This window comes from Oleiagrimonas sp. C23AA, assembly GCF_011759385.1.
Lineage (GTDB): Bacteria > Pseudomonadota > Gammaproteobacteria > Xanthomonadales > Rhodanobacteraceae > Oleiagrimonas.
In genome coordinates this window covers 24,992-46,138 of the sequence record NZ_JAARLY010000002.1, presented here as the reverse complement: position 1 = coordinate 46,138, position 21,147 = coordinate 24,992, and the positions used below count along the sequence as shown (strand labels likewise).

The 21,147-nt window shown below is 64.1% G+C and carries 16 protein-coding genes; 7 read left to right on the top strand and 9 right to left on the bottom strand.

The window, feature by feature from the left end; genetic code table 11:
* The first annotated feature begins 5 nt into the window (after nucleotides 1-5).
* The 4 genes from HBF24_RS03195 (at nucleotide 6) to HBF24_RS03180 (ending at nucleotide 6,199) form a co-directional block, all read left to right on the top strand.
* Nucleotides 6-2,369, top strand: coding sequence for a TonB-dependent receptor (locus HBF24_RS03195; RefSeq protein WP_167168922.1), 2,364 nt, complete (start codon nucleotides 6-8; stop codon nucleotides 2,367-2,369).
* Nucleotides 2,370-2,459: 90 nt separating this feature from the next.
* Nucleotides 2,460-3,962 carry an alkaline phosphatase family protein gene (locus HBF24_RS03190; RefSeq protein ID WP_167168920.1) on the top strand — a complete coding sequence of 501 codons (1,503 nt, stop codon included), beginning with the start codon at nucleotides 2,460-2,462 and terminating at the stop codon, nucleotides 3,960-3,962.
* A 127-nt stretch (nucleotides 3,963-4,089) separates the two neighbouring features.
* A complete protein-coding gene (locus tag HBF24_RS03185) occupies nucleotides 4,090-4,758 on the top strand; it encodes a response regulator transcription factor (protein WP_206064164.1) in 669 nt (222 codons plus the stop codon).
* A 7-nt stretch (nucleotides 4,759-4,765) separates the two neighbouring features.
* The gene (locus HBF24_RS03180) at nucleotides 4,766-6,199 is read left to right on the top strand and encodes a HAMP domain-containing sensor histidine kinase (protein ID WP_167168914.1); all 1,434 of its coding nucleotides are present in this window, start codon (nucleotides 4,766-4,768) and stop codon (nucleotides 6,197-6,199) included.
* On the opposite strand, the gene HBF24_RS03175 is transcribed toward HBF24_RS03180, so the two are convergent.
* A complete protein-coding gene (locus HBF24_RS03175; protein ID WP_206064163.1) occupies nucleotides 6,163-7,554 on the bottom strand; it encodes an esterase-like activity of phytase family protein in 1,392 nt (463 codons plus the stop codon). The two genes, HBF24_RS03180 and HBF24_RS03175, sit on opposite strands and share 37 nt — an antisense overlap.
* Nucleotides 7,555-7,791: 237 nt before the next feature.
* Between HBF24_RS03175 and HBF24_RS03170 the strand changes: the two genes are divergently transcribed.
* Nucleotides 7,792-8,343 carry a hypothetical protein gene (locus HBF24_RS03170; RefSeq protein WP_167168911.1) on the top strand — a complete coding sequence of 184 codons (552 nt, stop codon included), beginning with the start codon at nucleotides 7,792-7,794 and terminating at the stop codon, nucleotides 8,341-8,343.
* A gap of 297 nt (nucleotides 8,344-8,640) precedes the next feature.
* Here the strand turns inward: HBF24_RS03170 and HBF24_RS03165 are convergent, their stop codons facing one another.
* Complete coding sequence (locus HBF24_RS03165; RefSeq protein WP_167168909.1) at nucleotides 8,641-9,774, bottom strand: nitronate monooxygenase; 1,134 nt, start codon at nucleotides 9,772-9,774, stop codon at nucleotides 8,641-8,643.
* Between the two features lie 364 nt (nucleotides 9,775-10,138).
* Nucleotides 10,139-11,428 carry a YbfB/YjiJ family MFS transporter gene (locus HBF24_RS03160; RefSeq protein ID WP_167168907.1) on the bottom strand — a complete coding sequence of 430 codons (1,290 nt, stop codon included), beginning with the start codon at nucleotides 11,426-11,428 and terminating at the stop codon, nucleotides 10,139-10,141.
* Nucleotides 11,429-11,712: 284 nt separating this feature from the next.
* On the opposite strand from HBF24_RS03160, the gene HBF24_RS03155 reads away from it, so the two are divergent.
* Nucleotides 11,713-12,585, top strand: a complete 873-nt coding sequence (locus HBF24_RS03155) for a LysR family transcriptional regulator (RefSeq protein WP_167168904.1) — start codon at nucleotides 11,713-11,715, stop codon at nucleotides 12,583-12,585.
* Between the two features lie 228 nt (nucleotides 12,586-12,813).
* On the opposite strand, the gene HBF24_RS03150 is transcribed toward HBF24_RS03155, so the two are convergent.
* The gene (locus HBF24_RS03150) at nucleotides 12,814-13,353 is read right to left on the bottom strand and encodes an AAA family ATPase (RefSeq protein WP_167168901.1); all 540 of its coding nucleotides are present in this window, start codon (nucleotides 13,351-13,353) and stop codon (nucleotides 12,814-12,816) included.
* 107 nt (nucleotides 13,354-13,460) lie between these two features.
* Nucleotides 13,461-13,778, bottom strand: coding sequence for an HIT domain-containing protein (locus HBF24_RS03145; RefSeq protein WP_240922171.1), 318 nt, complete (start codon nucleotides 13,776-13,778; stop codon nucleotides 13,461-13,463).
* Between the two features lie 505 nt (nucleotides 13,779-14,283).
* On the opposite strand from HBF24_RS03145, the gene HBF24_RS03140 reads away from it, so the two are divergent.
* The gene (locus tag HBF24_RS03140; RefSeq protein WP_167168898.1) at nucleotides 14,284-14,931 is read left to right on the top strand and encodes a hypothetical protein; all 648 of its coding nucleotides are present in this window, start codon (nucleotides 14,284-14,286) and stop codon (nucleotides 14,929-14,931) included.
* A 473-nt stretch (nucleotides 14,932-15,404) separates the two neighbouring features.
* On the opposite strand, the gene HBF24_RS17275 is transcribed toward HBF24_RS03140, so the two are convergent.
* The 4 genes from HBF24_RS17275 to HBF24_RS03115 form a co-directional block, all read right to left on the bottom strand.
* A complete protein-coding gene (locus tag HBF24_RS17275) occupies nucleotides 15,405-16,685 on the bottom strand; it encodes an HNH endonuclease (RefSeq protein ID WP_167168895.1) in 1,281 nt (426 codons plus the stop codon).
* 512 nt (nucleotides 16,686-17,197) lie between these two features.
* Nucleotides 17,198-17,941 (bottom strand): NrdJb, encoded by a 744-nt coding sequence (locus HBF24_RS03125; protein WP_167168893.1) that lies wholly within the window; start codon nucleotides 17,939-17,941, stop codon nucleotides 17,198-17,200.
* A gap of 91 nt (nucleotides 17,942-18,032) precedes the next feature.
* Nucleotides 18,033-18,476, bottom strand: coding sequence for a histone H1-like repetitive region-containing protein (locus tag HBF24_RS17160; RefSeq protein ID WP_206064160.1), 444 nt, complete (start codon nucleotides 18,474-18,476; stop codon nucleotides 18,033-18,035).
* A 200-nt stretch (nucleotides 18,477-18,676) separates the two neighbouring features.
* On the bottom strand, nucleotides 18,677-20,824 hold the full coding sequence (locus tag HBF24_RS03115) for an adenosylcobalamin-dependent ribonucleoside-diphosphate reductase (protein ID WP_167168890.1): 2,148 nt from the start codon (nucleotides 20,822-20,824) through the stop codon (nucleotides 18,677-18,679).
* Between the last annotated feature and the right edge of the window lie 323 nt (nucleotides 20,825-21,147).

The window sequence follows — 21,147 nt, the reverse complement described above, 5'->3', positions numbered from 1 at the left end:
CACTCATGCCGCCGCGCACCGGACTTCCGCACCGACTGACGCTCGTTCTTGCCATCGCCGCCATCCTGGCCCCCGCCTCGGCACTGGCCGGGACGACGACCACCGATACGGCCCCCCTCGCCCACAACAAGCACAAGGACACGCCCAGCCAGCAGCTGTCGACGGTCAATGTCACGGCTGACACGATCTCGGCGCAGAAACTGCCGTCGATCACCCCGCTGACGGCCACCCAGCCGCGCGCCGTCATCGACGGCAAGGCGATCCGCGCCATGCAGTCGCCCATTGCCGCCTATACCGATGTCATCGCGCTGACGCCCAGTGTCTACGATGCCGAACCCAATGGCAGCGGCATGGGCAACAGCAAGGGCCTGAAGATCCGCGGTTTCGAGGATGGCCAGTTCAACCTGCTGATGGACGGCATCCCGTTCGGCGACGCCAACGACTTCACCCATCACTCGGTGAACTATTTCATGCCGCAGGATATCGGCAGCGTCAGCGTCGACCGCGGACCCGGCAATGCCTCGACCATCGGCTACGCCACGTTTGGCGGCACCGTGTCGATGAACAGCCGCGACCCGGCCAGGACTGCCGGCGCCCACGTGTACGGTACCTGGGGCAGTTTCAACACGCACATGCTGGGCGCCTCGCTGGACACCGGCACCCTGCATCAGGCCGGTGACCTGCGCGCCTACGTGGACTACCGCCAGATGGAGACCGACGGCTACCTGAGCGGTGCCAACCTGGTGCGACACAATTTCTTCTTCAAGGCGGTCAAGCCGCTGGGTGAGGACACCGAGCTGACCTTCGCCTCGCTGGTCAACACCGGCACCGGCAGCAACTCGGCCATCGTCGGCGCCACCAGCTATCCCTATGTGGCCCCCGAGGGCGACACCGCCACGCGCAGCAACCTGCCCGGACAGATGCAGGTGTTCGGCGATCGCTACGGCCTCAACCGAGACCCGAGCAGCCAGGCCTGCACCTGCTACAACTTCGACACCGTCAATACCGATCTTGAGTACATCCGCCTGACCACGCGGCTGGGCGACGTGCACGTGGACAACAACCTGTACACGGTGTCGGACTACCACCGCGGCTGGAACGGGCTGGACCCCAACGGCGGCAACCTGAACTACGGCACCGGCAACGGCCCGGCCGGCTCCACCGGCGACGGCACCTTCCCCGCTGGCGCAGGCACGCCCAACGGCACCTATTACAGCGCCACCAATGTGCCGGGCCAGAACATGTACATGCTGTACCGCAACTGGGGCGACACCCTGCGCATGCACCAGTCGCTGGGGCCGGGCGAGCTCAAGTACGGTCTCTGGTACAACAAGCAGCTGTATCACCGCTATCAAATCGACGAGGACGCGACCAACCACTGGGCCTGGAATGGCGCCAGCCGCGCCGATGCCTTCAACGGCAGCAGCAAGGATCGCCGCATCGACGGCACCTTCCAGACCTTCCAGCCCTATCTGCAATACGACTGGAACCTTACCGACGCGCTGACCGTGTCCGGCGGCCTCAAGTACGCCTGGTTCAAGCGCCACGATGTCGCCTCGGTGCAGGAAAAGATCGGCGGTCCGCAGGACTACAGCCAGACCTGGTCCAAGCTGCTGCCGGCGATTGACGCGCATTACCGCATCGCCGATGGCTGGACCGCCTACGTGCAGGCAGCCAAGGGTTACCTGGCGCCCAACGAGAATCTCTACTACGTGCCCGACCCGGGCTCGTCGGCGGCCAGCGTCAAGCCCGAGCAGACCACCAACTACCAGATCGGCACCGTGTGGCAGGGCGACCGTACCAACTTCACGGTGGATGCCTACGACATCGACTTCTCCAACATGGTCAGCAAGAAGAAGATCGCCGGCGTCACCTATTTCCAGAACCTGGGCGGCGTCAAATACCGCGGCCTGGAAGTGGAAGGCAGCTACCTGATCGGCGGCGGCCTGACCGCGTACGCCAATGCCACCTACAACAAGGCCACGCGCAACTCCGACGGCCTGCAGCTCAAGCAGACGCCCCGCTACATGGGCTCGGCCGCACTGATGTGGACCCATGGCGCCTGGAACGCGGTGCTCACCGCCAAGTACACCGGCGCCAACTTCGGCGACTACGGCACCAGCGCCAGCGGCCAGGACATCGGCATCTATCGCTTCAAGCCCAACACCATCACCAATCTTTCCGTGCACTACACACTGCCCGAAGCGGCGGTGCTGCCGCGCGGCTCCCGTCTCAGCCTGCAGGTGTTCAACCTGGCTGACATCCGCAAGCTCAATGTCTTGAGTGGCACCACAGCCGGCAACGTTCCGCTGTTCTATGCCACGCCCGGCCGCAGCCTGATGGCGAGCTTCAATATCCCGGTGTTTTAAGTCACCGCGGATGCGGTCCGCGTGGCGACCCGTGCCGCGCGGACCGCTCTTTTTTCCTGCGCGCCGGCACGGCGCATCCGGAGTCGATTCATGCACAAACGCTTTGTTGCGCGCTGCTGTGCGCTGCTGATGGCGGCCAGCGCCTGGCCGGCCGCTGCCTCGCTGCACGCCCGCCCCTCGCCGGTCCGCCACGTGGTACTGGTCAGCATCGATGGTCTGCACGCCCTGGACCTGCGTTATTTCATTCGCTTCCACCCCGATTCGCATCTGGCTGCGCTGGCCGCACATGGCATTGAATATACCGATGCGCACACGGTGGTACCGGCCGACTCGTTTCCGGGTTTGCTGGCGCTGGTCACCGGGGGCACCCCGGCGGTAACCGGGGTGTACTACGACAACAGTTGGGACCGTAGCCTGGCGCCGGCGCAAGGGCCATGCGTCGCCGACGGCGCACACGTGCTCTACAACGAGCACATCGACAAGCCCGACGGCAGCGGTATCGACCCGGCCAGGCTGCCGCGCGACCCGGCGCACGGCTGCCGGCGCGTGTATCCGTGGCAATACCTGAAGGTCAACACCGTCTTCAACGTAGTGCACCAGGCTGGCGGCTATACCGCCTGGGCCGACAAGCACCCGGCCTACGCCATCGTGCAGGGACCCTCGGGACACGGCGTGGATGACCTTTACACGCCGGAGATCGGCAAGGATGGCGAGGACCAGATGGATACCGATGTGATCACCGCATCCATCGCCGCCACCGAGACCTACGACACCGGCAAGATGCGCGCGGTGATCAACGAGCTGCAGGGCCACCGCCACGGCGGCCACGCCAGGGCCCCGGTGCCCACCCTGCTGGGTCTTAACCTGCAAAGCATCAACGTGGCGCAGAAGCTGGCCGGCTACCAGAACGCCGAAGGCATGCCCTCGCCCTCGCTGGACGCGGCGTTGGGCCATGTCGACAGCCTGATCGGCGAGCTGCAGGCCACCTTGGTCAAGCAGCACCTGGCCGCCAGCACGTTGTTGATCATCACCGCCAAGCACGGCAACGGACCCATCGACCCGGCGCAGATCACCCATGTGGACAAGGCGCGCCTTAAGGCCGTTGTCGCCGACGCCGCCCGTGACGAACCGGCGCAGCTGACCACCGATCAGGTCGCCCTGCTGTGGCTGCACGATGCGCGCAACACCGGCACCGTGGCGCGCACGCTGCTGGCCGATCGCGCCCAACTGGGCATCCAGAACGTGCTCTGGGGCCGTCGTCTGGCGCTGCTGTTTCCCTCCGCCGAGCACGACAACCGTGCCCCGGACATTGTGGTGATTCCTCACCCGGGCGTCATCTATGACGACGCCAGCGCCAGCAAGCGCGCCGAGCATGGCGGTTTCAGCGACGACGACACGCATGTGGCGCTGCTGCTGTCCGGCCCCATGCTGCCGCACCCGGGCTGGCGCCTGCGCACGCCGGTGTCGACCACCTCGGTGGCGCCTACCCTGCTTGAGGCACTGGGGCTGAACCCCGATGCCCTGCAGGCGGTGCGCCAGCAATTCACCCCGCTGCTTCCGGGGGTGGCCTGGACGCACCTGGCACGGCACTGACAGGCGCCGTTTTCACCGTGCCGTCATCTTTGCCACCTAGTGTCCATGGTCTGGAGGCGCCGCCATGAGCGCGGCGCCTGCGGACGGGCACCCTGCAGCGGCCACGTCCGGGGAAAAGGAGGATGTCTTGCGTGTACTGATCGTCGAGGACGATGCCGAAACACGCGAGTGGGTGGCCACCGGTCTGCACGAGGAAGGCTACAACACGCGCGCGGTGGGCACGGGCCGACATGGCCTGACCGCGGCCATCGGTGAGTCGTTTGATGCGCTGATCGTGGACCGGCGCCTGCCCGGCCTGGACGGCATCGGACTGGTGCGCGCGGCGCGTGCCGCCGGCGTGCGCGCGCCGATCATCATGCTGACCGCGCTCAGCGACACCAGCCAGCGCATCGAGGGCCTGGACGCGGGGGCGGACGATTACCTGGGCAAGCCGTTCTCGCTGGCCGAACTGTTGGCGCGACTGCGCGCGGTGGCGCGGCGCCCGGCGCTGGCCGACGTGCAGACCTGCTTCGAGGCCGGCCCGCTGCGGCTGGACCTGGTGCGCCACGAAGCCAGCCTGGACGGCGACGTGCTGGACCTGACCCCGACCGAATACCGCCTGCTGGAGGTATTGATGCGCCACGCCGGTCGCGTGGTTACGCGCTCGATGCTGCTGGAGCAGGTATGGCACTTCAACTTCAACCCGCGCACCGGCGTCGTCGAGACCCACATGTCGCGCCTGCGCAGCAAGGTGCGTCGCGGCGCCAGTGAAAGCCTTATCGAGACGGTGCGCGGCTACGGCTACCGGCTGCGGTAACGACCGGATGCGACGTCGACCCACCAGTGCGTTCCGGCTGGCACTGCTGCTGGCCTGCCTGTTCACGCTGTTCTCGTTGCTGACGGCGGCCGTGCTGTGGATCGGCACCGCCCATGAAGCACGGGAGGAACAGCACCGCGCCATCCGCGCCGACGCCCGCGACCTGGTGCTGCTGTCCTACCAGCGCGGACTGGATGCACTCAGCACCGAGATCGAAGAGCGCGTCATTCTCAGCGCCGGTCTGCCGCGCTGGTACGCGCTGTACGCGTCCAACGGCATCAAGCTGGCCGGCAACCTGGACCACATGCCCACGCGCGCAGGCTGGCAACGCCTGCAGTTCCGGCCCCGCGCGACGCGGCGCGCGCCGCAACCGCAGGCACACACGCTGACACTGTTCGCCACCCGCACCGCCCAGCACGGCTGGCTGGTAGTCGGTCGCGATGCGTTCTATCTGCGGCACATGCGCGGCGTCGCCGGCCGCATCTTCGCGGTGTCGCTGTTGTTCGTGATTCTAGTCTCGCTGCTGGTGGGCGCGCTGGTGGGGCGACGGTTGTCGGCGCGGGTGCGGGCCATGTCGCAGGCGGCCGAAGCGATCAGCGACGGTCAGCTGGAGCGGCGCATGCCACGCCGGCACAACGGCGACGAACTGGACCTGATCGGCGCCACCATCAACGGCATGCTCGATCGCATCGCCACCCTGCTGGACGACGTGCGCCGCGTCGGCGCCGACATCGCGCACGATCTGCGCACGCCGCTGACCCGGTTGCGGCAGCGCCTGGAACGCCTGCAACGCCATCCGCCGGACGACCCCGAGGCACTGCAGACGGCGCTGGAACGCGCACTGGCCGACATCGACGAATTGCTCAACGTGTTCCAGGCGCTGCTGCGCATCGCTCGCGTCGAGTCCGGCGAAATGGTCCAGCAGCTGCGCACGCTGGATCTTTCCGCGCTGCTGCAGGAGCTGTTCGAGGCCTACGCCGTGGTCGCCGAAAGCGAGGGCCACCGCATGGCGCTGCAGACAACACCCGGCATCTGCATCCGGGGCGACCGCGAGGTACTGATGCAGGCCCTGGTCAACCTGGTGGAAAACGCCATTCGTCACACCCCACGCGGTACCCGCATCACCGTGGAACTTGGCGCCGATACGCACGCTGCCAGGCTGTCGGTGCGCGACAACGGTCCGGGCGTGCCCGCCGAGCATCGCGAGGACGTGCTGCAACCATTCCTGCGACTGGACGGCAGCCGGCGTACCGCCGGCAACGGACTGGGCCTGGCCCTGGTGCGTTCGGTGGCCGAACTGCACGGTGCGCGGCTGGTGCTGGAAGACAACCAGCCGGGCTTGAGTGTCAGCCTGGTTTTCGCCCGCTTGCCGACCCGCCACCGCGAAACGATCGATACCGCCACTCAGGAACCGCGCCGGCAAGCAGCGGCGCGCTGCTGAGCGCGATATCCGGGCAAGTCCGAGGGCGCGAAGGCCAGCACGAAGAACCGATCAGGGTTGGGCTTGCCATCGACGCGATCCAGGAAATCGTTGTCGGTACTGACATACAGCGTGTGCCAGGCCTTGCCCTGCCAGCGCACATCCGGGCCAAACGCCATGCCCTCGATCTTTTCCGGCACCTGCGCCGGCGTCACTCCATGCGCGCCCAGCCGCTTCACCAGGTCGACAAACAGGTGCTTGCCAAGCGCATGCCGGCCCAGCGCGGCTTGCCCATGGGCCTGACCCAGCGGCGTGGCGCCGGCCAGGTCGACTTCATAGATGCGCTTGACGCGCGCCGGATGCTTACCGCCCAGGCCTCCACCATCGCGTTCGTCGACCAGCAACTGGTGATCGTTCACCGCCACGATCTCGCTGATGCCACTGTAGCGGGCATGGCCGTGCCGACCCGAGGTGCGGGTCAGTGGATAGGCAAAACTTTGCACCCGGCCGCTGCGCAGGTCGATGCGAAGCAGCCGCGCATAGGCGCCATGGTTGCCGCCATCCTGAATCAGCGCGCCCTGCATGGCGCCGAACAGCACGGTTCCATCCGGCGAGATGGCCAGCCCCTCCAGGCCGTGATTGCCGACGCGCCCCTGACGGTTGTGATGGGTTTCGGCATGGCCGGTCGGCGCCGGATGCGCCACCGCCAACCATGCGGGCAGCTTGATGACACCCAGGCGGCGCCCGGTTTGCCGGTCGAAGCGATAAAGATGCGGCCCGTACTCGTCGCCGATGTAGAGCGTGCGCCCGTCGTTGGAGATACGCAGGCTTTCCGGGTCCAGGCGTGCATCGGCAGGCCAGTCACTGGCGTGGTCCGCGCTGAAGCCATCCGAGCGCCCGGTGAAATAGTCATGCCCGGCACGGTTGAGTACCGGCGCGGCGCCGGGACCGTAGACCAGCGCACTGGACGACCACAGCAGCGTGGTTTGTCGCAACGCCGGCTGCAGCCGGAACGGCCAGTGCGCGTCATGCGGCGTGGCATGCAAGGTCAGGCGCAGGGTCTGGAAGCGGGTGATATAGGAGTCGGTGTTGTCCAGCGCCGCATTCCAGGCCTTGGCATTGGGACCCCGGTCCGGCAACGCCAGAAACGTATCGCAGCCGGCGTAGGCCAGCGCCGAACCCAGCCCGCCCAGGCGGTTGCCGGCCACGCCATTTTCCAGCGGCGCCGCGGTGTTGGCAGCCTTGTCGCCACCGCCGGAAGCCAGCCGCCCCTGGGCGATCAGATGCACCTGCGCCGCCGCCGGCGCCGACAGCAACGTGCCACCCACTCCCAGCATCGCACCGGCCCACAGATACCGCGTCAAAAGGCGTTTCATCAGTTGTCGTCCCGCACCCGCCAAAGGCGTAAACGCGCATTGTCACCTGCCGATATTGCCCGCCCATGACGCGCGGCGCGAGCAGAGACGCGAGCACACGACCAACGCGTACCACACGCGCCCATGCCCTTCGGCATGCTTGCTCATGTGCATTGGTGTGCTATATATGCAACACACACGGTTCAACGATCCGGCTCACACCCGGTCAGCGCAGGACCACGAAGGAGCTGTCAGACCATGCTATCGATCAGGAACCTCCTGGCAGGCGGCGCCTGCCTGCTCGCCGCGACACTGTTGTCCGGCTGCATGCCATCCACCACGCGCCAAATGCAGCAGGCCAGGGTGGACGCGCACCACTCGCCGCTGCAATTGAGCGCCGAACACGGCAAGACGCACGCCAGCATCGCCGTCGATGGCAGCGTCATCATCGACAAGAAACCGCTGCCACTTACTGCGCAGCAACGCGCCGCGACGCTCGCCTATCGCAAGGTCGCCATGCACGTGGTCGACCTGTCGCTGGACAGCGCCACCCATGTGGTGCGTTACGCCATTCCGCACGTACTGTTCGACTTGGTCTTCCACGGCGCCGAGAGTGCCGGCGACCGCGAGGAAGCACGCGCCAAGGCGGCCATCTTTACGCCCGACTTCTGCAGCGCGCTGGGCCAGTTGCAGCAGCAACGCCAGACACTGGTGGCACAGGTGCCTCAATTGGCGCCTTACAGCGATCAGCACTCCGACCACTTGGACGAATGCCAGTCACACGGCGCGACTACGGTGGCTTCGCGCTGAGCCCGTGTGACACCGGGCGCGATGGCCGACAACCAAAGCGGTGAGGCAGAAGACGCCGGTCGAGCCATGCAATGCTGGCGCCCACCTGCGCCAGCACAAACGCCCTGCATTCATAGGTGGTGACGTGGGCTTCTGGCCTGCTGACCAGGTTTGGCAGCGGAGCAACACCGCGATGGGTAGACGCCCCGCAGGTTTGCGCCACGCAGCTCGCAAGTTGCGTGAGCTGCACCCGACAGAGCCACCCATTGAGCGCTGTTTCACCCGCATCCATACGCGCGCAACGACCTACCCGGATGCTCAGGTGCGACCGCCTTGAGATGGTGAGCGACGAGCCATCTTCTGAAACGATTCTGGCGCCATGCATGCGGTCAGCTCCTCGATCAGCGCAGACATCAACACGCGCACCGGAAGCGCCCTTGCCAGCGGGGCTCCCTGGCCGGCCCAGTGCGCACCATAACCGGTATCTCCCGCCCGCTTCGCTGCAGCGTTCAGGGCTTTGCCCGCGTCGTAGGCGATGGGGTAGTCGGGAATTTCGCCAGGCTGCAGCGGCGCGCCAAGGGCGGTGAAGCGGTTGGCAAGGCAGCGCGCCGGTCGCCCGGAGACGGCTCGCGTCATCACCGTGTGATGGGCCGCATCGCTGAACAAGGAGGCACGAAAGCTCTCGTCCGCGGCCGACTCGTCGCAGGCGACGAATGCCGTCCCCAGCTGCACGGCACTCGCCCCCAATTGCAGCGCCGCGGCGATCCCCGCACCGTCCATCATGCCACCCGCGGCGATGACTGGCGCGTCGATGGAGGTCACCAGACAACGCGTGAGCGCCAGCGTGCTCATCTGGTCGTCGGGCGCGTCCGGATCGAACATCCCGCGATGGCCTCCCGCTTCGTAGCCTTGGGCGATGACGGCATGGATGCCTGCCTCGACGGCGGCGCGCGCCTCATCAAGACTGGTTGCTGTCGCCAAAAGAATGATGCCGGCCTCACGCAAAGCGCGAATGGCGTCGGCTCCGGGCAGGCCAAAATGGAAGCTCACCGCCCGCGGCCGACTCGACAATAGTAATTCGAGCATGGGCGCATCTTCGACGAAGCTACGATAGATCTCGCGTAGTTGTGCCGGTGGCTGCGCGCCCACGCGCTCGAACTCGGGGCCAAGATGCCGCAACCACGCCGCTTCGCGCGCGGCATTCGCCTGCGCAGGGGGATGGCAGAAAACATTCACGTTGAGCGATCGCTGCGTCAAAGCACCAACTGCCTGGATCGCCTCACCGGCCACCTCCGGTGTCATTGCACCGATACCGAGCGAGCCAAGCCCGCCGGCCTCGGCGACCGCGGCGGCCATGGCTGGCGTTGATACACCGGCCATGGGTGCCTGGATGATTGGCCAATCGATGCCCAGCCAATCGAGCAAACGGGACGATATGTGCAAGTCATTCATGATGTGTCTCCAGAAAAGCCACCACCCGCTTTCGGCCACATGCTGCGACTCACACGGCCCTGAAGCAGGGGGTGAGCGAGCCTCTCTCGACCATCAGCCACGCGGACGATGGTATGGCGATGCAGCAAAGCATCAGCGCCACCGTGGGTGGGTAGGTACGCCTCCGCCCCGCCCTATATTTGCGCTGCCACGATATCGTCGCAGTCCCGCGAGCGGTGGAAACCGACGTCTCGCACAGAGGGTTTCCAAGGTTATGCCGGCAGCATTGATTGATGCGCATGAACCCATGGGTGGCGCGAAAAGGCCATGCCAGCGTCGCTCACAGCGATTTTGTTGCCGTTGATGGACTCAGGCGAAGGAAGAGTCATGGTGCCTGCCTCCTCGCACTCTTGCTGGATGCGGCGTGCGACATGGATACAGCCTTGCGAACACGCGAATCGGAAGCGTCCGGGCTCTTGGCCGTCACGGCCGCCACCAGGTCGATCGCCAAGGCCAGCAACATGGCCACCGTACCGATGACGAATAGCAGGCGGTAGTCGTTGCCACTGGCGCCGAACACGAACGACAGCGCGTAGGCGGCCGCTGCCTGACACAGGGCAAAGCCGACCGTCGCCATGCTCCAGGCGCGTTTTTGCTGTACCGGATGATGGGGCAGCAGCTCACCGATGCGACCCAGCACGAGCGGTACCGTGCCGGTGACGAATGCCCCCACCACCACGCTGGAAACGATCAGCCACCCCGTGCCCAGCCCGAACGCCGGTATCGCCACGGCCGCCGCTTCAACCAGGAATGCCAGCCGCAACGCAGCGGCGAACCCCGCCCGGTCGGCCAGATGGCCGGCCAGCACGGGCCCGAAGGTGGCGCCCAGCCCGAACAAGACCCAATACTGCGCGCCGACCTGAATACCCTCGCCAAGCCCATGGGCGACGTAATCGACCAGAAAAATCATGTGCGGCACCCAGCCGGCGGCATTGAGCGCGTATTCGGCATACAGCGCCCGCAGTCGCGACGACTTCGGTGCGGCCCTGTGCGTGTTGTGGGCCTCCGGTACCGGCACCTTGTCGCCAGGCCAACCGCGCCAGGCCACCATGGTCAGCACCAGCGACAACGCGCCCAGGCCCCACCAGGTCTGCCGCAGCCCCTGGGCCAACAGCAGCGGTACCAAAGTACCCGATGCGGCGACGCCGGCACCCACGCCCATGAAGATCACTCCGCCTGCCAATCCACGCCGCGACGCCGGTATATGCGGCAGCACCGTAGGCGCGGCCAATACCATCAACACGCCTCCGGCCATGCCCGAAGCAAATCGCCAGACGAAGTACCAGGCAAAATGGACGGGGTAAGCACAGGCGAAAAACGAGATCGTCGCCAACAGCATCATCCATCGCAACGTCGCCACGACGCTCAGCCGCGCCGCCATGGGACGCCCCGCCAGGGCACCGATGAGATAACCGGCCAGATTCGCCGCCCCCAGGTAGGCAGCCGCCGATGAGCTGAACCAATGGGCATCGATGATTGCGGGCAATATAGGCGTATAGCCGAAACGGGCCAGGCCAATGCCGATCAGGCTGGCACAGAACGCTGAAAGAATGCTGCGCCATGCCTTCACTTGGGGGCCTGGATTAGCGTTCGAACGCGGAGAAGCCACCGTCATGAGCATGTCCTTAGGTATCTTTAAAGATGATGCTAATTTCGGATATCTATCTCAAAAAGCGATTATTTAAGATAGTGATATCTGTCGTTGAGATATCTAGATGGCATCCCCGGCTTCTGATCGGTGAAGAAGATAAATTCAAGTCATTGATATTGTTTTATTTGTAGCAAGTTATCAGCGGGCATCAAACCGCCCCGCCATGTGAGTCGGCGTCTCGGCAGAGCAAAGGCATCAGTCTGACCGTTTGATATATGATTTGCATATCTTATAAATAGATCAATGTCATGGACATCAAAGACTTGATGGTCTTCGAGGCGGTCTCGCGCCATGGGCGCATGAACCGCGCCGCCGCCGAGCTGCACACCGTGCAATCCAACGTCACCGCGCGCATCCGCAGTCTGGAGGACGAACTGGGCGTCAAGCTTTTCCAGCGCCATGCCCGCGGGGTGACCACGACACCCGCCGGCGAGCGGATGCAGCCCTACATCGGCCGCCTCCAGAAGCTGATGGCCGATGCCAAGGCCGCCGCCCGCGATGACGGCGCACCACACGGCAATCTGGTGGTCGGCAGCCTGGAAACCACCACGGCGATCCGCCTGTCCCCTTTTCTGGGCCGATTTGCCCAGGCCTTCCCGGACGTGCACCTGATCGTGCGCACCGGCACCACCCGCAAGCTGCTGGAGGACGTCATCGAAGGCCGCCTGGAATGCGCGTTCGTCGCTGGCCCCGTTCATCATCCAGCGCTGCGCCAACATGCCGCCTTCCAGGAAGACATGGTGCTGGTCACCCCACGCACCATCCGCACGGCCGCCGATCTGGCCATGGTCCGGGATCTGAAAAGCATCGTATTCCAGTCGGGCTGTTCCTATCGCCAGCGGCTCGAATACATCCTCACCGACATGGGCATCCTGACCTGCGAGCCGCTGGAATTTGGCTCACTGGATGCCATTCTCAGTTGCGTGGCCGCTGGCGTTGGCGTGACCTTGCTACCCAGAGGCGTGGTCGCCCGCGCCTGGCAGGAAGGCCGGATCGCCGTGCACGAGCTGCCGCCGGAGCATGCCCAGGTGCAGACCGTATTGATACAGCGACATGACGCCTACGTCTCCAGCGCCATGCGAGCCTTCGTCGAGATGGCGCAGAAAAGCCCCGAAGCGTGACCCCCCACGGCGCATTCCGCGCAGGCACCCATCAGCCGCAGGGCGCTCTACATCCAGCACCGCTTTTCATGCCCAAACAGCGAGAATTCAGGTCCGATGACCTGAACATGGATTTCCCATCCAAACGCCGCGCCACGCCAAGGCAATGCGGCGTGAAGGCAAACGCCGCCAGTGCGACACGCGCCTCGGCGGTCATAGGCCGACTGCCGCTCACAGAGACCGGGTCCGCTATCCCACGCTGGCGCCCACGTGCGCCAGCACAAACGCCATGCGCTCGGCCACCGACCGCTTGGGAATCACGCACGTCGTGTAGCCCGCCGCCACATACGCCTCCACGGTGGGCTCGTAGGAACGCGCGGCCCGCGTGAAGCTGGCCACGCGCTCATCGGTGTTGATGTAGATTTCCGGCCACGGCTCGGCCACAAACACCGTGGGCGCGTATGTGCAGCCAGTGGCCACCTGATAATGAGTACCGGTGTCCGGGCCCAGGAAGCGCAGCCACTCCGGCATCGCGCGATCAAAGAACACCGGCGCCTGCATGCTCTGCGCCGTTCGGTAGTCGGCAAGGCTGCGTTCGACCACCGCTTCCATAAACGCACCGCGTTCGGCCGGCGCAATCAAGGTACCGCGCTGGCGCCCCTGCGCCCGCATCACAGCCAGCGCCGCCTCGGGCACCGTCGCGTACCCAGCATCACGCAAGGCCGCAATCAGCGTCGATTTGCCTGCGCCGGAGGCGCCGGTGATGACGTGGAAGTTCGGGCGGTTCATGGTGGCGGCGGCTCTGCCTCGGTCAATACGTGGCCCCGTCAGCGCTGATGATCCGCGTGATGACAACACGTCCCCAACCCCTGACCGCCCAACCGACGGTGCAACGATCATCGCATCAAGCTAAGCAACGCGGCGCGAAGTCGGGCCGCCAGCGCCATGCGTTCCTCGGGGTCGTAGGCCAGCTTCGGTCCACCATACAAGCCGTCGCCGGTAAAGCGGGGAAACACGTGCAGGTGGTAGTGCCACACATCCTGGTTGCCGGCCGGGCCGTTGTGCTGGCGAGTCGATATCCCATCACAACCAAAGACGTCCCGCATGGCATGCGCCAGCCGACGCGCGGCACGGAAAAAGTCACTACCCAGCTCGTCGGGGATATCCAGCACGTTCTCGTAGTGACGCCGGGGTATCACCAGACAATGACCCATAATGCCGCCGTAGTGGTGCGTGGGAACCCACGGCAAACACACACGCATCCACCAACACCACCGCCGACATCGGGTCCGGCGCAGGAAGCGTCTGCGCTATCGCGCAGAATGGGCATTCGTAATCTGGTGGGGCGTGTTTCACAGGCTTAAATTTCGAGCCGTTAGCCGGGGTAAGGCCGGAGGGCTAGATATTTAGCATGCAAGGAAAGTGCATCTGACCCCATCTTAATACCCCCCGAGGGCACGTTACGCGACCGCGACTGCGCGTATCTGGAGGTTGCGGCGCCCCTGTTCGTGCAGTTTCGGCAAGCGCCCGGGGAGTTCCACTCGGCAAAGCTGGCGCGGATGGGGATGCTGCCGGCGAAGCTGGGCATGCCCCCGGCCGACGCCTCACGCGTCAGCGCTCCTAAGCCACGCCCGGATGGCGGGGAGTGGGATTGAATTCCAGCCAGCCGCCACCCGTTCGGTATGCTCTTTGAACGACCACGAGACATGGAGGGGGGACATGAGCACATCGGATCTAACCGCCTGGACGACTGTCGCCGATGTAGTACGTGACTTGGCCGTATCTGGTGCGGCCGTGTTCTCCGCGACGATCGCTTGGCGGGGATTGAATCGTTGGAAGCAAGAACAAACCGGCAAGGTCCAATTTGAGGTCGCCCGGCAACTCGCACGCGCCACAAACAAGTACCGCAATGCGATTAACGACGCGCGTGCCGTAGTCACATTGGCCGCAGAATTCCCAAAAGACTACGATGCGGCAAATCACACTGATGAGGAGGAGGCAGCGGCTTGGGGGCACGTCTTCAACAATCGGTTTTCCCAGTTACGGGACGCGGCGGTGGAACTGCAGACGATCGGATTGGAGGCCGAAGTTCTATGGGGCGAGGAGGCCAAGCGCAGAGTTGACGCGCTGATCTACTGCGTAAGCAAACTCCGTATCGGTATGGAAAGTCGGCTAAGGCAGTACGGAGACGGCAGCGGACGCAGGCCATACCAAAATGAAGCGATCCGCAAGAACGACGACATCGTGTTCGGCTCGACAGAGTTCACCGACGTAGAAAACCCGTTCACCGAGGAAGTGAAGGCCAAGTTGAACGACATGCAAGACTTCCTGAAAGCCCATCTGTCCGAATTTCGAGCGAAGGGCTGACGCAGCCGTCCAACCTTACACATGCCTTACATACGAAAAAGCCCGCCAGGTTAGGGCGGGCTAAGTCTTTGAATTTATGGTGGACGGGGACGGAATCGAACCGCCGACACGGGGATTTTCAATCACGGAACACATTGGTCCATGTCTGAAGATTTTCGGCAGGGAGACTAGATCGGAACAAATGCCGTGCCGCGCTCGCTCACCTGATAAGTACCGCAACCGAGAGGGGCTCTAATTGAGCCGTGCGCTGATTGAGCAATCCGGTTGACCTGCTCCCCGATTTCAAGTCCTCGACATTGGCTAGATGAGCTAGCGACTGCCCCGGATCATCGGACAACCCACCGCCCAGAGGCCGCTCAATTTGGACAAAAATTTCCGAGCCCCCTCGAGGGACGAATCGGTGGCTGCCCCCCTTGTGCCCCCCGGCACACGGTCACGGGAGCATGAGGGTGACAGCCAAGGGGATACGTCCACTAGCGAGGCACGAGTTGGCAGGATTCCAAGTGGTTCATCAGTGCCTCTTCGCTCGGTCGGCAGCTAGCATCTTCAGGCAGGGTCACCGGCTTGCCATGCAGGTGCGCGTAGGGCCCTAAACGTAGGTCATCGTGAACCACAACGGACCAAGTTTGTGGGTCGATCCCCAACTTCCCGAGGTCAAACAGGGTGTGTATGTCTGCGCGCAGCAGCAAACCGTTCTGGACATGATTTGTGTCCTCACCCTGATAGCCAATGATGTGTGCGGCCTCCAGTACCTCGACGACATCACATCCAGTAACTGGACAGCTATCGCGGTAAGCTTCTCTGAGCGACGTGCGAAATTTCTGCTGCCCGCGACGCACGGCCAGCGCGGTCATAACCTTGGTCCTCGCATCTACGACATTGCTCGGATCAAAGGCACCGTCGACAGCCCCATCAAGCTCTGACTCCGTGATCGGGAATCGCGACGAACCGCGGCTGAGCAACAACTGCAAACCTGGTCGTGACAGATCTGGCGCGCCATCCCGCACGATCAGTTCGAGCCTTCTAGTGGAATTGCCACGCCCCGTAGAACTACTGGTAGCGACCCGGGCTAGGGCCCTCTGGATCGCCCCTGCTAAGCCATCCGTGTCCATGCCAGGAGACAGTTCCAGCGGCAGGACATAACCCTCTGGGTGTATCCGCCTCTCCTCTGGAGTCCGCATCTTCTCTGGCCGTACTCTGGCCGCAAGCAAAGCGTCCGTTAGGTTGTATTTTCGGGAGGCGAGGCGCTTCAGAAGCACCCTCAGGCCGCTCGAATAACCGGAATTTCGTTCATTGGAGCCCCCTATCCACCCTCCCCGAGACTCAAGGATGACCCTGAAGCAGCCTTTGGCCTCCACAACTGAGAAGCGTGAGCGGACTGGCTCACCATCGCTATCAAAAAGTTCGACTAGTTCTTCATGAGACTCCTGTGTCACCACAACGGAAGTCTCGAATTCCTCGAACTTCTTGGAGCCATCCTCGCGCCACTCGACGCGAGGAGTACCGGTGCGCTCCGCGCTCTCAAAGGTGAGTCTCAGCTCCCCTAGAGGGAAATTGCGGGCATTGCCCGGGTAATTCGTGTAGTCGAGATCCACAACTGGACCTGACCCGAGCACGTCACATGTAGCCCAGAAGCTGCCCCCCTTGGGGCCTATGACTTCATGCTGTGCTCCGCCCAAGGCGCCAGTTTGAGCGATGAGTGCGCGCGGAATCAGGTCGGTGTATCCATCCTGCCAAGCGATCTTCATGCCCATGGCTACTCCAGCTCCAAAGCTCAAATCATGCCATGCAGCAGCTGCGCGGGCACGCTACCCATACCGAAAAGGGTCTGGCATAGCGGGCAGCTACTAGCTGCCATCTCAAGGAGTTGCATGCCTGCCCCGAGACATACCAAAACGTAGTCGAGACCGACCATGCTCATGAATGCACCACGATTGATTCGCGTTCCCGAAGTCCTGTCGCGCGTCGGCGTCAGCCGCTCAACCCTGTACGCCATGATCCAGCGCGGAGAGTTTCCAGCAGGTCGAAAGCTGTGCCTCGGCTTGCCATCTGGTCCGACTCTGAGGTCAGCCAATGGGTGAACACCAAGCTCGCTGCGTGAGCGTGTGGCCGCAAGCGGACACCGCGACGGGTACCGATTCCTAAAGGGGCACCGTCAGGAGCCCAGAAAAAAGAAAGGGCTCGCAGTCGCCTGCAAGCCCTTGATATTCTTGGTGGCCGGGGACTGAATCGAACCGCCGACACGGGGGTTTTCAATTCCCGTAGATCAACCGCACTTCGAATACCCGCAGTTCAAGCACGTCTGACAGCCGTCCATCAGCACCAGGGCCTTGGTGTTGCATTTGTTGCACATGCTGGCGCTGGCGGGGAACGGGGAGGCTTCCGTCTCGGCGTTGTCAGCGGCGGCTTCGCTGCTGGCCGGGGCGGTGGTGCCGGCGGCCTGGGCCTCGTAGGCGGCGCGCTTTTCGGCGATAAGGGCTTTTTGCGATTCGCTCAGTTCCGGATCGTGGATCAGGCCGATCATCTTCATGTGCTGTTCCAGCGCGGCGCCGATCTCGGCGACGATGGACGGCATGTAGACGCCACCGGCCTTGAAGTAACCGCCGCGCGGATCGAACACGGCTTTCATTTCCTCGACCAGGAAGGTGACGTCACCGCCCTTGCGGAACACGGCGGACATGATGCGGGTGAGCGCCACGATCCACTGGAAGTGGTCCATGTTCTTGGAGTTGATGAAGATCTCGAACGGGCGGCGCTGCTCGTGGGCGGTGCCTTCGTTGAGCACGATGTCGTTCACGGTGACGTACAGGGCGTGCTCGAACAGCGGCGACTTGATCTTGTAGGTGTTGCCGATGAGCGTGTCCGGGCGCTCGACGCTTTCGTGCATCTGGATGACCTCGGCGCCGCTCTTGGCCTCTTCCACCGGCGCGGTGGCAGCCGGTGCCGGCTTGGCGTCCTCGGCCTTGACGACCTGGTAGCCGGTGATCTTCTTGTCGATTTTGGTGCTCATGCCTGGGTATCTCCGCTCCCGTGGAGCTGCGCTTTTGGCTTTGGGCGGCCAAGGGCGCGCCTGCACGGGGTGTGATAAAGGGTTGATCGGGTTATTTCTTGCGCCGGGAACTGGCCTTGGCGCGACTGGCCAGGGCGCCCGGTTCGCTGGGTGTTCGTGCGGCCGCCTTGGCAACGTGTTTCTGTCTGGATGCAGCCTTGGCCTGTTTGGCCGCTTGCGTGCGCTTGGCGGCCTGCTTGACACTGGTTTTCTTTGCCGGAGCCTTTTTTACCGCCGCCTTGGCCGTGGCTTTCTTGGCCGTGGCTTTCTTGGCCGTGGCTTTCTTGGCCGTGGCTTTCTTGGCCGTGGCTTTCTTGGCCGTGGCTTTCTTGGCCGTGGCTTTCTTGGCCGTGGCTTTCTTGGCCGTGGCTTTCTTGCCGGCCGGCTTCTTGCTCGCGGCCTTCTTTACGGCCTTGGCCTTTTTCGGCCGGGTGCCGGCCACGGGTATGCCGTGGTCCTCGGGGCCGGTGCTGATGACGGACGGTTCAATGGCCATGGAACAGCTCCCTAGCTGGACGATAACCGGCGGCGGGCCGCCGATCGGGCCGATGCGCATGCGCGGCGCAGGCGTTGAAACGTTATCGGTGGGGGCGCTTGAGTGAACGTGAAGCCCATTGCGCATGGCGCCCCTTGGCCGTCATCGGCACCGGGGTGGCGCGCGCCTTGCTCGGGCGCGCGCCGCCGGGCCGGTGGCGATCAGAACTTGCCGTAATAGCCTTCCTTCAGGGCATCGAACAGGTTGGCGGCGGTGTGGGTTTCGCCGTCGTATTCGACTTCCTCGTTGCCTTTCAGCTCCACCGTGCTGCCATCTTCCAGCTCGAAGCGGTAGGTGGTGTTGGCAAGGTCGGTTTCCTTGACCAGCACGCCCTGGAAGGCGGCCGGGTTGAAGCGGAAGGTGGTGCAACCCTTCAGGCCCTGCTTGTAGGCGTAGACGTAGATGTCCTTGAAGTCTTCGTACGGGTATTCGGTGGGCACGTTGGCGGTCTTGGAGATGGACGAGTCCACCCACTTTTGCGCCGCCGCCTGCATGTCCACGTGCTCGACCGGCGTAATGTCGTCGGCGGCCACGAAGTACTCGGGCAGCTTGGCCTTGGGCTCATCCGAATACGGCATGGCATCGGCGTTGATCAGCGCGCGGTAGGCCAACAGCTCGAAGGAGTAGACCTCGACCTTTTCCTTGCTCTTGCGGCCTTCGCGGATGACGTTGCGCGAATAGTGGTGCGCAAAGCTGGGCTCGATGCCGTTGGAGGCATTGTTGGCCAGGCTCAGGCTGATGGTGCCGGTCGGCGCGATGGAGCTGTGGTGGGTGAAGCGCGCGCCCTTTTCGGCCAGCTTTTCGACCAGATCAGGGGCGACCTCGGCCACGCGCTGCATGTAGCGGCTGTACTTGGCGTGCAGCACGCTGCCACGGATCGTCTGGCCGGCCTTCCAGCCATCGGTGACCATTTCCGGGCGCTTGCGCAGCATTTCGGCATCGACGGTGTATTCGGCTGCCAGCACCGGCGCGGCGCCCTTTTCCTCGGCCAGTTCCAGCGCCACTTCCCAGCCCGCCAGCGCCATTTCGCGCGCCACCCGCTCGGTGAATTCCACCGCTTCGGCGGTGCCGTAGCGCTTCTTGATCATGGTCAGCGTGGAGCCCAGGCCCAAAAAGCCCATGCCGTGGCGGCGCTTGGACATGATCTCGTTGCGCTGCTGCTCCAGCGGCAGACCGTTGATCTCGACCACGTTGTCGAGCATGCGGGTGAAGATTTTCACCACCTCGCGGTACTCGTCCCAGTCGAAACGCGCCTTGGGGCCGAACGCGTCGCGCACGAACTTGGTCAGGTTCACCGAGCCCAGCAGGCACGAGCCGTACGGCGGCAGCGGCTGCTCGCCGCAGGGGTTGGTGGCGCGGATGTGCTCGCACCACCAGTTGTTGTTCATCTCGTTGACGCGGTCGATGAGGATGAAGCCCGGCTCGGCGTAGTCGTAGGTGGACACCATGATCATGTCCCACAGATGACGCGCGCGCACGTGGCCATAGACCTTGCACGCGACCAGGCCGTCATCGCGGCTGACGTAGTTGTGCGTGGTCGGCCATTCGCGCCAGATGACCTGCTCGGCGTTGTCCAGGTCGACTTCGTTCTGTTCCTTGATGTGCACCGGGAACACCAGCGGCCAGTCGGTATCGCCCTCGACCGCCTGCATGAACTGGTCGGTGATCAGCAGGCTCAAGTTGAACTGGCGCAGACGCGCGTCCTCGCGCTTGGCGCGGATGAACTCGCGCACGTCCGGATGGGCCACGTCGAAAGTGCCCATCTGCGCGCCGCGACGGCCGCCGGCCGAGGACACGGTGAAGCACATCTTGTCGTAGATATCCATGAACGACAGCGGGCCGGAGGTGTAGGCGCCGGCGCCGGACACGTACGCACCGCGCGGACGCAGCGTGGAGAACTCGTAACCGATGCCGCAGCCGGCTTTAAGCGTCAGGCCAGCCTCGTGCACCTTCTCCAGGATGTCGTCCATGGAGTCGTGGATGGTGCCCGAGACGGTGCAGTTGATGGTCGAGGTCTTGGGCTTGTGCGCCTGCGCGCCGGCGTTGGAGGTAATGCGGCCGGCGGGAATGGCGCCATGGCGCAGCGCCCACAGGAACTTCTCGTACCACTGGTCCTTCAGGGCCTGGGTGCCTTCCACGTCGGCCAGCGCGCGCGCGACACGCTTGTAGGTGTCGTCCACGGCCACATCGACCGGATCCCCGGACTTGGCCTTGAGGCGATATTTCTTGTCCCATATGTCCTGCGAGGCAGGCTGCAGGGGAATATCCGCGGCATCGCGCTTGACGGCTTGCATAGGCACCGTGCTCATGGATTGGACGACCTCACATCAGAAATTTTTCGGGTTCAAAACAAAACAGGTTCCGGCCCGGCATCGCACGACCCTATCAGGTGGTACGCATGACGGGCGCGGAGCCGCTGACGGACACTCCGCCGCGGCACCCGCAGGCGCACGACGAGGCGGAGCTCCCAAGTATGGAAAACGCTTGCGACACCTTAGTTTCTCCCGCCTTTCAAGGCTTTTGGAGCGTCTGCGCAGCCCCATGGCCTGGGGCCCTCCGCCCTACGCAGACACAAGATGTTGTGCTTGAAGCGAGGTTTTACGGTACTGCCGGCATGGGACGATGTAAAGGC

Coding starts and splice junctions, on each gene's coding strand:
- HBF24_RS03115 (WP_167168890.1), bottom strand. CDS start 20,824: ATGAGCACGGTGCCTATGCAAGCCGTCAAGCGCGATGCCGCGGATATT.
- HBF24_RS03155 (WP_167168904.1), top strand. CDS start 11,713: ATGGACATCAAAGACTTGATGGTCTTCGAGGCGGTCTCGCGCCATGGG.
- HBF24_RS03165 (WP_167168909.1), bottom strand. CDS start 9,774: ATGAATGACTTGCACATATCGTCCCGTTTGCTCGATTGGCTGGGCATC.
- HBF24_RS03145 (WP_240922171.1), bottom strand. CDS start 13,778: ATGGGTCATTGTCTGGTGATACCCCGGCGTCACTACGAGAACGTGCTG.
- HBF24_RS17160 (WP_206064160.1), bottom strand. CDS start 18,476: ATGGCCATTGAACCGTCCGTCATCAGCACCGGCCCCGAGGACCACGGC.
- HBF24_RS03195 (WP_167168922.1), top strand. CDS start 6: ATGCCGCCGCGCACCGGACTTCCGCACCGACTGACGCTCGTTCTTGCC.
- HBF24_RS03140 (WP_167168898.1), top strand. CDS start 14,284: ATGAGCACATCGGATCTAACCGCCTGGACGACTGTCGCCGATGTAGTA.
- HBF24_RS03190 (WP_167168920.1), top strand. CDS start 2,460: ATGCACAAACGCTTTGTTGCGCGCTGCTGTGCGCTGCTGATGGCGGCC.
- HBF24_RS03160 (WP_167168907.1), bottom strand. CDS start 11,428: ATGACGGTGGCTTCTCCGCGTTCGAACGCTAATCCAGGCCCCCAAGTG.
- HBF24_RS03180 (WP_167168914.1), top strand. CDS start 4,766: ATGCGACGTCGACCCACCAGTGCGTTCCGGCTGGCACTGCTGCTGGCC.
- HBF24_RS17275 (WP_167168895.1), bottom strand. CDS start 16,685: ATGGGCATGAAGATCGCTTGGCAGGATGGATACACCGACCTGATTCCG.
- HBF24_RS03175 (WP_206064163.1), bottom strand. CDS start 7,554: ATGAAACGCCTTTTGACGCGGTATCTGTGGGCCGGTGCGATGCTGGGA.
- HBF24_RS03125 (WP_167168893.1), bottom strand. CDS start 17,941: ATGAGCACCAAAATCGACAAGAAGATCACCGGCTACCAGGTCGTCAAG.
- HBF24_RS03170 (WP_167168911.1), top strand. CDS start 7,792: ATGCTATCGATCAGGAACCTCCTGGCAGGCGGCGCCTGCCTGCTCGCC.
- HBF24_RS03150 (WP_167168901.1), bottom strand. CDS start 13,353: ATGAACCGCCCGAACTTCCACGTCATCACCGGCGCCTCCGGCGCAGGC.